Source organism: Nonomuraea sp. NPDC050643 (genome assembly GCF_040654715.1).
GTDB lineage: Bacteria > Actinomycetota > Actinomycetes > Streptosporangiales > Streptosporangiaceae > Nonomuraea.
Genome location: NZ_JBFAIM010000136.1, coordinates 1 through 11,786 on the forward strand (window position 1 = coordinate 1; position 11,786 = coordinate 11,786).

The 11,786-nt window shown below is 73.2% G+C and carries 9 protein-coding genes; 6 read left to right on the forward strand and 3 right to left on the reverse strand.

Features of this window, described 5'->3' with window-relative positions:
• Positions 1-52: 52 nt before the first annotated feature.
• The gene (locus tag AB0I15_RS65915) at positions 53-2,776 is read right to left on the reverse strand and encodes a BTAD domain-containing putative transcriptional regulator (protein ID WP_358120768.1); all 2,724 of its coding nucleotides are present in this window, start codon (positions 2,774-2,776) and stop codon (positions 53-55) included.
• A gap of 80 nt (positions 2,777-2,856) precedes the next feature.
• Entirely contained in the window at positions 2,857-5,715 is a 2,859-nt protein-coding gene (locus AB0I15_RS65920; protein WP_358120749.1) for a response regulator, read from the reverse strand.
• A 154-nt stretch (positions 5,716-5,869) separates the two neighbouring features.
• On the opposite strand from AB0I15_RS65920, the gene AB0I15_RS65925 reads away from it, so the two are divergent.
• The 6 genes from AB0I15_RS65925 to AB0I15_RS65950 all read left to right on the forward strand — a co-directional run bounded on the left by AB0I15_RS65925 (position 5,870) and on the right by AB0I15_RS65950 (position 10,539).
• Positions 5,870-6,556, forward strand: a complete 687-nt coding sequence (locus tag AB0I15_RS65925) for a response regulator (RefSeq protein ID WP_358120752.1) — start codon at positions 5,870-5,872, stop codon at positions 6,554-6,556.
• Positions 6,553-7,383, forward strand: a complete 831-nt coding sequence (locus AB0I15_RS65930; protein ID WP_358120755.1) for a glutamate ABC transporter substrate-binding protein — start codon at positions 6,553-6,555, stop codon at positions 7,381-7,383. Before AB0I15_RS65925 ends, AB0I15_RS65930 begins: the two co-directional genes overlap by 4 nt.
• An 81-nt stretch (positions 7,384-7,464) precedes the next feature.
• Positions 7,465-8,208: an amino acid ABC transporter ATP-binding protein gene (locus AB0I15_RS65935; protein ID WP_358120757.1), complete on the forward strand. Its 744-nt coding sequence runs from the start codon at positions 7,465-7,467 to the stop codon at positions 8,206-8,208.
• An 8-nt stretch (positions 8,209-8,216) separates the two neighbouring features.
• Positions 8,217-9,047 carry a glutamate ABC transporter substrate-binding protein gene (locus AB0I15_RS65940; protein WP_358120759.1) on the forward strand — a complete coding sequence of 277 codons (831 nt, stop codon included), beginning with the start codon at positions 8,217-8,219 and terminating at the stop codon, positions 9,045-9,047.
• 6 nt (positions 9,048-9,053) lie between these two features.
• Positions 9,054-9,722, forward strand: a complete 669-nt coding sequence (locus AB0I15_RS65945) for an amino acid ABC transporter permease (protein ID WP_358120761.1) — start codon at positions 9,054-9,056, stop codon at positions 9,720-9,722.
• Positions 9,723-9,744: 22 nt separating this feature from the next.
• Positions 9,745-10,539, forward strand: coding sequence for an amino acid ABC transporter permease (locus AB0I15_RS65950; protein WP_358120763.1), 795 nt, complete (start codon positions 9,745-9,747; stop codon positions 10,537-10,539).
• Here AB0I15_RS65950 and AB0I15_RS65955 read toward each other — a convergent pair.
• Positions 10,493-11,266: a hypothetical protein gene (locus AB0I15_RS65955; RefSeq protein WP_358120765.1), complete on the reverse strand. Its 774-nt coding sequence runs from the start codon at positions 11,264-11,266 to the stop codon at positions 10,493-10,495. The genes AB0I15_RS65950 and AB0I15_RS65955 overlap by 47 nt on opposite strands.
• Between the last annotated feature and the right edge of the window lie 520 nt (positions 11,267-11,786).

Consider the following 11,786-nt stretch of genomic DNA (forward strand, 5'->3'; position numbering starts at 1 on the left):
AAGGTGATGGTCGCCCGGCTGCTCACGGCCATCGTGCTGATCACTCCGGTGGTCATGCTGATCGGCGGAGGCAGGCGGCCCAGGCGCGGACGTGGGCGGGGCAGGCCGGGTCCGCGGCGGCCTCCAGCTCGCGCAGCGCCGCCGCGCGCTCGCCGCTCCTCAGCAGGATCTCGGCCTGGGCCAGCCGGACGTACTCGACGCCTTCGCGCTGCCGCATCCGCTCCACGCAGTCCCAGGCCGCCTCCATGTACGCCCGCGCCCGCTCCGGCTCGCCCGCCCGCGCGTACGAGACCGCCAGCCGGCCCAGCACCTCGGCCTGGTCGTCGAGCATGCCCAGCTCGCCGGCCAGCCGCAGCGCCCGCGACCTGGCCTCGATCGAGGCGTTCAGGTCGCCCCTGAGGGCGTGGTGCTCGGCCAGCAGCCGCAGCACCGACGACAGGGCCCAGCGCTCGCCCAGCCCCTCCAGGTCGTGCAGGGCCTGGCCGGCCAGCGTGAACGCGCGGTCCACCTCGCCTTCGAGGTCGGCGCCGATCGACGTCAGCGCCAGGGCCAGGGCCCGCTCCCACCCGGCGAGCCGCGGCAGCTCCCGGCCGGCCACGCGGGCCGCCTGCGCCGGGTCGCCCAGCACGACCGGGGCCAGCAGCAGCAGGAAGCCCTTCTCCCCGGGGGATTCGAGGGCCGCCCGCACGTCGCGCCGGGCGGCTTCGTGCTCGCCCAGCTCGTGGTGGAGCAGGCCGCGCAGGACCAGCCGGGCCGGGCGGTGCGCGGCGGGCACCTCGCCGGGCAGGTCTATCACGCCCCGGGTCCGGTGGACGCCCTCGATGCGCATGCCCCGCAGGTACCAGAACCACCACACGGCCGCCAGCAGCCGCACGCCCAGCTCGGCGTCCCCGGCGTCGGCCGCGTGGCGCAGGGCGGCCACGATGTTGTCGTGCTCGGCGCGCAGCGTGGCCAGCCAGCGGAGCTGGTCGGGGCCGCGCAGGCCGGGGTCGGCGGTCTCGGCCAGGTGCAGGAAGTGGCGGGCGTGCGCGTCGCGGACGGCCCGGTCCTCGCCGGACTCCGCGAGGCGGGCCATCCCGTACGACCGGACGGTCTCCTGCATGCGGTAGCGTCCGCCGGACAGCTCGGCCAGGGACTTGTCCACCAGCCCGGTGAGGGCGTCGAGCGGGTCGAGGCCGCTGACCGCCTCGAGCGCGTCGAGCGTGGCGCCGCCCGCGAACACCGCGAGCCGGGTGGCCAGCTCCCGCTCCCCCGCCGACAGCAGGTCCCAGCTCCAGTCGACGACCGCCTGCAGCGTGCGGTGCCGGGGCAGCGCCGTCCGGCTGCCGCTGCTGAGCAGCCGGAAGCGGTCGTCGAGCTTGGCGGCGATCTGCTCGACGCCCAGGGCGCGCATCCTGGCGGCGGCCAGTTCGATGGCCAGCGGCATGCCGTCGAGCCGCCGGCAGATCTCGACGACAGGGGCGGTCGTGGTGTCGTCGAGCGCGAAGTCGGGGCGCACGGCCGCGGCGCGCTCGGCGAACAGCCGGACCGCGGAGTAGGCGAGGGGGTCGCCGCCCGAGCCGTCGGGCCAGTCGAGGGGCGGGACGGGGAGGAGGCTCTCGCCGGCGATGGCCAGGGACTCGCGGCTCGTGGCCAGCACGCGCAGCCCGGGGCAGGCGCCCAGCAGCCGGTCGGCCAGCTCGGCGGCGGCCGACACGACGTGCTCGCAGTTGTCCAGCACGAGCAGCACGCGTCCCGCGCCGAAGAGGTCGGCCAGGCGGCTCACGGCGTCGCGCGAGCCGCCGGCGGCGGCCTCGAACCAGGCGCCGTCCCGGGCGCCGATGGCGGTGAGCACCGCGTTGGGCACGTCGCCGGGGTCGCTCACGGCCGCCAGCTCGGCCAGCCAGACGCCGTCGGGGGCCAGCCCGGCGGCGCGCCCGGCGGCCTCGGCCGCCAGCCGGGTCTTGCCGGCCCCGCCAGGGCCGACGACGGTGACGAGCCTGCCGATCTCCAGCGCCTTGCCGAGCTGGGCGAGCTCCTGCTCGCGGCCGACGAAGCCGGTCACCTGGGCGCGCAGGTTGGTACGGCGGACGCGGCGCCGGTCCTGCCGCTGCGGATCGTGCCGGAGGATCGCCAGGTGTAGCTCGGCCAGCTCGGCCGACGGGTCCACGCCGAGTTCCTCGGCCAGCGTGTCGCGGGTGCGCTCGTAGGCGTCGAGCGCGTCGGCCTGGCGGCCGGCCGTGTAGAGGGCCCGCATGAGCAGGCCCTGCAGCCGCTCGCGCAACGGGTGCGCCCCGGCCAGCGGCCGCAGCTCGGCCAGGACGTCGTTGCCCGCGCCGAGCTCCAGCTCCAGCCGGTCCTCGGCGGCCGACAGCCGCAGCTCCTCCAGCCGTACGGCGGCGTTGGCGGCGAACGGCAGCCCGGTCAGGTCGGCGAGCGCGGGCCCCCGCCACAGGGCCTCGGCCTCCCGCAGCGCGGTCAGCCCGCCCTCGCCGGCCAGCCGCTCGAACCGGAGCGCGTCGACGTCGCCGGGGTCGATCGCCAGCCGGTAGCCGGCCGGCTGCGACTCGATCGCCGCGTGGCCGGCCAGCCGCCGGGTGCGGGAGACCAGGGACTGCAGGGCGTTGGCGACGCCGGCCGGGGGCCGCTCGCCCCAGATGGCCGTGATCAGCACCTCGACGGGCACCACCCGGCCCGCCTCGAGTGCCAGCCTGGCGAGCAGGGCGCACAGCCTGGTGCCGGAGATCTCGACCCGGCGGCCCTCGTCGTCGCGCACCTCGAACGGACCCAGCAACATGACACGCACGGCCCAAGCTTGCCAGCCCGGGACGGCCGGCGTCGTTCCAGAAGGGCTGGTCCAGTGTCAGAGGGGCTGGTTCAGGAGGGAGAGGATCCGTTCATCCAGGGCGGGGTCTCCTTGATCAGGGCGTCCAGCTCCTCGAGAAGATCCTCGTCCACCGCGTTCCCGGTCCGCGCCAGGTCCTCGGCCCGCCGGCACAGCTCGGCCTCGCGGGCGGCGCCGACCGTGGCGCAGGAGCTCTTCAGCCGGTGCGCGAGCCCGGCCGCCGTCTCCAGGTCACCGTCCCTCACGGACCGCCGGAGCTCCTCGAACGTGCGCCCGGCCGTCGTCAGGTACGCCCGCGCCACGTCCGCCAGCGCCTCCGCGGGCAGGCCGGCCAGCTCGGGCGGGAGCCCGGCCGAGGCCGTCCACTCCGGGATCCTGGCCAGCAGGCGCGGCCAGTCCACCGGCTTGGCCAGGTGGTCGTCCATGCCCGCCTCCAGGCACCGGATCCGGTCGTCCGGCATGGCCGCGGCGGTCATCGCGATGATCGGGGTGTGCGTCTCCTCCCGGTTCCGGATCTCCTCGGTGGCGGCCAGGCCGTCGAGCACGGGGAGCTGGCAGTCCATGAACACCAGGTCGTAGCCGCCGCCCAGCACGGCGCGTACGGCCTGCTCGCCGTTGTCGACCACCTCGACCGCGTGCCCGGCCTGGCTCAGGATGAGCATCGCCACCTGGCGGCTCACCTCGTCGTCCTCGGCCACCAGGATGCGCGCTCCCCCGGCTCTGCCCACGGCCTGCGCGCCCTCGCGCGGCTCGCCCTGGCATTCGCCGGTGCCCAGGGCGTTCTCCACGGCGGCGATCAGGCGGCGGCGGCTGAGCGGCCGGGTGATCGACTGGACGGCCCGGTCCCCGGCGGCGACCGGCCAGGCGAAGCCGGCGCGGCCGGGGGTGACCACGACGATGACGCTGGTGGCCTGGAGCAGGGGGTCGGTGAGGATGGTGTGCGCGAGCGAGTGGTCCTCGGGCTCCTCCGTCGTGGTGCCCAGGTCGAGGGCGACGACGGCCAGCTCGTACGGCTCCCCGTCCGCGGCGGCCGAGCGCAGGAGGGCCAGGGCCGCGTCCTCGTCCTCGGCCTCCGCCACGACGAGCCCGGCCTGGGTCAGGAAGCGCCCGGCCAGGCCGCGGTCCTCGGGGCGCGAGTCGGCGACGATCGCGCGCCGTCCGTCCAGCGCCCCGGCCTCGGATCCCGGTTCGGACCAGGTCAGCACCTCCACCGGCAGCGTCGCCCAGAAGCGGCTGCCCACCCCCTCCACGCTGTCCAGCCCGATCCGCCCGCCCATGAGCTCGATGAGCTGCCTGCTGATGGCCAGGCCGAGCCCGCTGCCGCCGGTCCTGCGCGTGATGGGCGAGTCGACCTGGCGGAAGACGCCGAAGACCCGCTCCCGGTCGCCGGGGCCCACCCCGATGCCGGTGTCGGCGACGGCGAACCTGAGCACCACGCGGTCCTCTCCCGGCTCGCCCTCGTCGAGGGTGACGTGCAGGTCCACGCCGCCCTGGAAGGTGAACTTCAGCGCGTTGCCGAGCAGGTTCGTCAGCACCTGGCGCAGCCGCGCCGGGTCGCCCTCGACCTGCCTGGGGACGTTCTCGTCGAGCCGCAGCGTGAGCCAGAGCCCCTGCTCGTAGGCGTAGGGCGCGAACGGCGCCACCGCCTCGTCGCACAGCCGCGGCAGGTCGAACGGCACCTCGTCCACCTGAAGGTGGCCGGCCTCGATCCGGGACAGGTCGAGGAAGTCGTCGAGCAGCCGCAGCACGTTCTGGGCCGACTCCTGGGCGGTGCTGGAGTAGTGGCGCTGCTCGTCGTCCAGGCGGGTGCCCATGAGCAGGGAGTTCATGCCGAGGACGCCGTTGATCGGGGTGCGGATCTCGTGGCTGATCTTGGCCACGAACTCGGACTTGGCGCTGGAGGCGCTGACCGCCTCGTCCCTGGCGGCGGCGAGCTCGGCGGCGTACCGGGCGAGCGTGGCCTGGGCGCGGCGGCGGCCGTGGGTGCTGTGGATCTGCAGGCCCAGGCCGATGAGGATGAGCAGGGCAAGCAGGGCGGCGACGGTGAGCACGTTGGTCCGCAGCCGCTCGGCCGAGGCCAGCGCGGCCGCCGCGGGCACCTCGGCGGTGACCGTCCAGCCGATGCTCGGGATGGGTTCGGAGGCCGACAGCACCGGGCCGTCGATGCCGCGGTACTCGCCGTTCCAGGTCTGCCCGGCGAGTGCGGCGTCCACGCGGGGGTCCTCGCGCAGGGAGGTGAGGGCGTACAGCTTCCTGTTGTAGTCGGCGACGAGCACGCCGGCCCGGTCGGTGATCAGCAGCCGGATGTCCTGCGCCTCGGCGGCCTCCTCGGCGAACTCCTGGATGGCGTCCAGGCTGTAGACGACCGCGAGCATGCCGAGCATGCGTACGCCGTCGGCGCTCGGGATGCGCGCGGCCACCGCGACGGCCCTGGACACGCCGACCATCGTGGGCGTGTACGCCTGCGAGACGTGGGCCTGCTGCTGGTCGCGCACGGCGCGGTACCAGTCGGTGCTGGTGATGTCCTGGGGCAGCACCGAGGGCGGTTCGGCGCCCAGCATGTCGCCCTCGGGCGAGATCATGATCAGGCCGCTGACGCCGTCGCGCAGCCGCTGCAGCTCGCCCAGCCAGTCGCGCAGGGTGGCGGCGTCGCTGACGCCGACCGCCTCGCGGACCTGGGGCCGCTGCGCGAACGCGGTGACGAGCTGCTTGAGCGAGTCCATCTGCTGCTCCACCACGACCCGGCTCACCGACGCGGTGGTCTTGACGCGGTCTTGGACCTCGTCCTTCACCGCGTGCTCCGACAGGGAGATGCTGGAGGAGGTGAGCAGTGCCAGGGGCAGCATGCCGAGCAACGTCCACAGGGCCGTCACCGCGAGCAGCCATCGCACGGGCGTCGTCCCTCCCCCCAGTCGTCGGGGTCCAGATTAGGAGGGAACGGGCGTGTGTGCGGGTTCCCGGTGAGCAGAACGAGCAAAAGTCGATCTTTTGTGATAAAAGCCGCCTAAGCTGCAAAGATCTGCCTGTTGAACGAGGAGCGTGGCGATGCCTGAGGCAAGGGACATCACCGTTCTCATCGTGGACGACGACCCGGTCGTGACCGCGGCGCTGCACGCGCAGGTGAACCGGGTGCTCGGGTTCAGGGTGGTGGGGATCGCGCACACCGGGCAGGCGGCGCTGGCCGCGGCCGGCCGCTTCGCGCCCCGGCTCGTCCTGCTCGATCTGCACCTGCCGGACCTGCCCGGACTGGAGGTGGCGCACCGGTTGCGCCGCTCCGATCAGCCGCCCACCGACATCATCGTCATCTCCGGCCGCCAGGAGTCGGCGGCGGTCCGCGCGGCCATCCAGCGCGGCGCCCTGTACTACCTGGTCAAGCCCATCCGGGCGGGCACGCTCGAGCAGACCCTGACGCGGTACGCGGCCACGGCCAAACAGCTCGAGTCGGGCGACAAGTTCGCCGAGCAGCAGGAGATCGACCGGATCTTCCGCTCGCTCCACCTCGACCAGGGCCCCCGCCCGAAGAGCATCTCGCCGGCCACCGAGCAGGCGGTGCTGGACGCGCTGTCCGAGGTCGAGGAGGACGCCTCGGCGCACGAGCTGGCCGGGATGATCGGCGTCAGCCGCGCCACCGCGCGCCGCTACCTGGAGCACCTGGCCGAGCGCGGGCTGGTCGAGGGCCGCCCGCGGTACGGGCCGACCGGGCGGCCGCAGCACCGGTACCGGGTCCGGTGAGAGCGCTCCGGGCGCTGGTCGCGGCGGCGCTGGTCTGCCTCCTGCCCGCGGGCTGCGGCGAGGCGGAGGCGTTCCCCGCCGACTCCACCATGGCGCGCATCCGGGAGCGCGGCGTGCTGACCGTGGGCATCAAGTTCGACCAGCCCATGTTCGGCTACAAGGATCCGGCCAGCGGGCGGATCACCGGCTTCGACGCGGAGATGGCCCGGCTCATCGCCAAGGACCTCACCGGCAGCGAGCGCAGCATCCGCTTCGTCGAGACCGTCTCGCGCGAGCGGGAGAATTTCCTGGCCCAGGGCGTGGTGGACCTCGTCATCGCCACCTACTCGATCACCGAGGCGCGCGCCAAACGGGTCTCGTTCACCGATCCGTACTACTACGCCGGGCAGGACATGCTGGTGCGGGCCGGCGACTCCACCATCGACGGGGTCACGGACCTGGACGGCAAGACCGTGTGCACGGCCACCGGCTCGACCTCCGTCGACCGGCTGCGCGAGAAGGTGCCCGAGGCCGAGCTGGAGATCGTGGACGCCTACAGCGTCTGTGTGCCCGCGCTGCTGGCCGGGCGGGTGGACGCCCTCAGCACCGACGACACGATCCTGCTCGGCCTGCTCGCCCAGAACCCCGACACGCTGCGGCTGGTCGGCAAGCCGTTCGGGCGCGAGCCGTACGGGATGGGCATCCGCAAGCAGGACACGGCCTTCCGCGAGTACCTCAACGGCCTGATCACCCGCTGGCTGCGCGACGGGCAGTGGGATCGCGCCTACATGGCCACGATCGGGGTCACCGGCGCCACCTCCGATTCCTCCAAACCGCCCAATCGCTGAGCAGAACGATCTTTAGCCTTTCCAGGACTCATGCGGCTCCTACGGTTACGCCAACGCTGACCGAGACAAGGAGCGTGACGCATGACGCAGGCGGACCTGATCGTCCTGGACCAGGTCAACAAGCGCTACGGCGATCACCGGGTGCTGCGCGACATCGACCTGACGGTCCGGCAGGGCGAGGTCGTGGTGATCATCGGCCCGTCCGGGGCGGGCAAGTCCACCCTGTGCCGCGCGATCAACCGGCTGGAGACCATCGACTCCGGCACGATCAGCCTGGACGGCACGCCGCTGCCGGCCGAGGGCCGGGAACTGGCCCGGCTGCGCGCCGAAGTGGGCATGGTGTTCCAGTCCTTCAACCTCTTCGCGCACAAGACCGTCCTGGACAACGTCGTCCTGGGTCAGGTCCACGTGCTGAAGCGGTCCAGGGCCGAGGCCGAACGTAAGGCCCGTGAGCTGCTCGACCGCGTCGGCATCGGCGGTCAGGCGGCCAAGTTCCCCGCCCAGCTCTCCGGCGGGCAGCAGCAGCGGGTGGCCATCGCGCGGGCGCTGGCCATGGATCCGAAGGTGATCCTCTTCGACGAGCCCACCTCCGCGCTGGACCCGGAGATGGTCAACGAGGTGCTCGAGGTGATGACCTCGCTCGCCCGCGACGGCATGACCATGGTCGTCGTCACCCACGAGATGGGCTTCGCCCGCCGTGCGGCCGACCGGGTCGTGTTCATGGCGGACGGCGAGATCGTCGAGCAGAACGTCCCCGACGCCTTCTTCGGCGCGCCCAGCAGCGACCGCGCCCAGTCCTTCCTCGCCAAGATCCTCACCCATTAAGGAGTGTCATGTTCGGCAGATCCCTTTACGCCGTGTTCGCCGTGGTCGCCGTCACCGCCACCGCCTGTGGGAGTGGCGGGGGGAGCTACGCCTCCGTGGTGGACAAGGCCAAGAACGACAAGAAGCTGGTCATCGGCGTGAAGGCCGACCAGCCGGGGCTGGGCCTGCGCACCCCTGACGGCTCGTTCGCCGGGTTCGACATCGAGGTGGCCAAGTACGTGGCCAAGGCGCTCGGGGTCGAGGCCAAGGACATCACGTTCAAGGAGACCGTGTCGGCCAACCGGGAGGCGTTCATCGAGCAGGGCCAGGTGGACCTGGTCGTGGCGACGTACTCGATCACCGACGCCCGTAAGCAGAAGGTGTCGTTCGCCGGGCCGTACTTCGTGGCCGGGCAGGACCTGCTGGTCCGCGCGGACGACGGGGTGCTGACGGGGCCGGAGACGCTCAACGGCAAGAAGCTGTGCTCGGTGGCCGGCTCGACCCCGGCGCAGAAGGTCAAGACGGAGTACGCCAAGGAGGTGCAGCTCCAGGAGGAGCGCACGTACTCGGCGTGCGTGGACCGCGTGCTCGGCGGCCAGATCGACGCCCTCACCACCGACAACGTGATCCTGGCCGGCTACGCCGCGCAGCACGGGGGCAAGCTCAAGGTCGTCGGCAAGCCGTTCAGCACCGAGAAGTACGGCATCGGCCTGAAGAAGGACGACACCGCCGGGCGCAAGGCCGTCAACGACGCCCTGGAGAAGATGTTCTCCGACGGGAGCTGGACCAAGGCGCTGCAGGCCAGCGTGGGCGCCTCCGGCTTCTCCGTGCCGCAGGCCCCGCAGCTCGAGCGGTACTGAGGCCCGATGGACGCACTGCTGACAGAGGGCGGCACGATCCTGGCCGCCTTCTGGATGACGGTACGGCTGACCGCGGTCAGCGCGCTCGGCTCCCTGGTGCTGGGCACGCTGCTGACCGCCATGCGGGTGGCCCCCCTGGGCTCCCTGCGCGCCGCCGCGACCGCCTACGTGACCGTGGCCCGCAACACGCCCCTCACGCTGGTGCTGCTGTTCACCGGCCTGGGCATCGGGGCGAATCTGGGGCTGGAGCTGTCCGACGACATCGCGACCAACAACTTCTGGCTCGCCGTCATCGGGCTCACTGCCTACACCTCGGCGTTCGTCTGCGAGGCCCTGCGCTCCGGGCTCAACACGGTGCCCGTGGGGCAGGCGGAGGCCGCCCGCTCGCTGGGGCTGGGCTTCGTCAAGACGCTGGGGCTCATCACGCTGCCGCAGGCGTTCCGCGCCGTGGTGGCGCCGCTGGGCAGCATCCTCATCGCGCTGACCAAGAACACCACGATCGCGCTGGTCGTGGGTGTGAGCGAGGCGTCGGTGCGGATGCGGGAGATGATCGAGACGTACGGGGACCAGGTCATCCAGATCTTCCTCGGCTTCGCCGCCGGCTTCGTCCTGCTGTGCCTGCCCATGGGCCTGCTGTTCGGCTGGCTGCAGCGGCGGCTGGCGGTGGCCCGATGACCGCTCTCCAGGAAGTGAGCCGATGAGCTACGCGAACCTGTACGAGGCCCCGGGGCCGCGCGGGATCCGCCGCAACCGGGTCCTGGCGGCCGCGGTCGGGGCCGTCCTGCTGGCGGTGGCGGCCTTCGTCGTCGTCCGCTTCGACGCGAAGGACCAGTGGGCCGCCGACAAGTGGACCCCGCTGCTGCGCGGCGACGTCTGGGCCACGTTCATCCTGCCCGGCCTGATCGGGACGTTGAGCGCGGCCGTGGTCGGGGTGGTGCTGGCCGGGCTGTTCGGGCTCGTGTTCGCCGCCGCCCGCCTGTCGGACCACCGGTGGATCCGGGTGCCGGCGGCCACGGTGGTGGAGTTCTTCCGGTCCGTGCCGCTGCTGCTGCTGATCTTCTTCGCGTTCTTCGGGTCGTACGTGCTCATCGGCGTGAACATCTCGGCGTTCGCGGCGGTGGTGTTCGGGCTCACGCTCTACAACGGCTCGGTGATCGCGGAGATCATCAGGGCCGGGGTGCTGAGCCTGCCCAAGGGGCAGCGGGAGGCGGCGTACGCGGTCGGCATGCGCAAGAACCAGGTCATGCGGCTCGTCCTGATGCCGCAGGCGCTGCGGGCCATGCTGCCCGCCCTGGTGAGCCAGTTCATCGTGCTGCTGAAGGACTCGGCGCTGGGCCTGATCGTGGGCTACGACGAGCTGGTGGACCGCGGGCTGAACGGGATCGCGGCCAACTTCTCCAACGTGATCCCGGCGGCCATCCTCATCGCGGCCATCTTCATCGTCATCAACCTGGCCCTGGACCGGCTGGCGCACCGTCTGGGGGCGGCCTGACGGCCGCCGGGCCCGGAGAGCAGGCGTCAGGCGGGGAAGTCAGTGCCACCGGGCGCTCCCCCGGCCGGCGGCGGCGCAGGGCGGGCAGCCACGGCGCGGCGCCCAGCAGGGCCAGCAGGGTCAGCAGCGGCGCCCGCCACCACCACGAGACGCTCGGCGCGGGCGGGGACGGCGTTCCCACCCACGGCCGGGCCGTCTTCGACCAGGCCAGGAAGGCGTCGCCGATCGGCAGCAGGCCGAAGGCGTAGCGCTTGGTCCACGGGGTGCCGACGGGCAGCCCGGCCAGCTCGCCGTAGTTGGCCAGCGCCCCGGCGAGCGCCGCGTCGCCGTGGGCCTGGGCCGCGCCCAGCGTGACCGCCGTGGCCGACAGGCTCACGCCGAGCGGGAGCGGGCCCGAGTCCACATCGGCCGGGCCGTCCATGCCGCCGGGGTACTCCCGCACAGCGGGCCCGAGGCCGAGCGGGGTGACGACATAGCGGTCACGGAAGCGGGTGTACTGCTCGGCGGCGAACACCGGGTCGATGTCCACCAGGAAACGCTGGATCAGGCTCTGCGAGGAGCCCCGGGCCACCTCGGCGGGCTCGCCGGTGGCCGGGTCCGCGCTGTGCGGGAGCAGGCCCGTCCGCGGGTCGAGCCGGCCGCGTACCTGGCCGAGCCAGCGGGCGGTGGTGGCCGCGTACCGGGGCGGGAGCAGCGTGTCGTGCAGCCGCAGCGAGGCCACCGCCACGGTCGAGTCGACCGGCCAGGCCTGCCCCGGGTAGGCCGCCAGGTAGGGCGACCCGGAGCCGTCGAACGCCGCGCCCAGCGCGGCCGAGTCGGCGGCGAACCGGCGCAGCTCGGCCTGGTCGCGCCGCCCCTGCGGCTGCAGGCTGAGCGCCCCGCCGCGCAGCCAGTTGCACCATCCCCGGTAGAAGACGCCGTACGGCGGGGTCAGCTCCGGGCTGAACGGGGCCCGGCCGGGCGGCGCGTCCAGCCGGGCCAGCGCCCACCGCGCCTCCCGCAGCGCGTCCGCCCGTTCGCCCGGGGGCTCGCGCAGGCCGAGCTCGACCCAGGCCAGGCCGTACAGGGCGTGCAGGAAGAGGTAGCCCTCGGGGAACAGCGTCTGGGCCTGGTCGCCGGCGCCGGCGTCGAGGGCCGACCGCAGGAAGGCGAGCGATAGGTCTTCCCCCCACGATCGCGAGTGCGTGGGCCACGGTCAGGTCGAACGATGCGGTGCCGGTGTCGGTGTCGGTGCGCGAACGGCGGCT

What these genes read in the sequence shown, in the direction of transcription:
- AB0I15_RS65915 (WP_358120768.1), bottom strand. Translation starts at nt 2,776, where the DNA reads ATGTTGCTGGGTCCGTTCGAGGTGCGCGACGACGAGGGCCGCCGGGTC.
- AB0I15_RS65925 (WP_358120752.1), top strand. Translation starts at nt 5,870, where the DNA reads ATGCCTGAGGCAAGGGACATCACCGTTCTCATCGTGGACGACGACCCG.
- AB0I15_RS65935 (WP_358120757.1), top strand. Translation starts at nt 7,465, where the DNA reads ATGACGCAGGCGGACCTGATCGTCCTGGACCAGGTCAACAAGCGCTAC.
- AB0I15_RS65940 (WP_358120759.1), top strand. Translation starts at nt 8,217, where the DNA reads ATGTTCGGCAGATCCCTTTACGCCGTGTTCGCCGTGGTCGCCGTCACC.
- AB0I15_RS65945 (WP_358120761.1), top strand. Translation starts at nt 9,054, where the DNA reads ATGGACGCACTGCTGACAGAGGGCGGCACGATCCTGGCCGCCTTCTGG.
- AB0I15_RS65950 (WP_358120763.1), top strand. Translation starts at nt 9,745, where the DNA reads ATGAGCTACGCGAACCTGTACGAGGCCCCGGGGCCGCGCGGGATCCGC.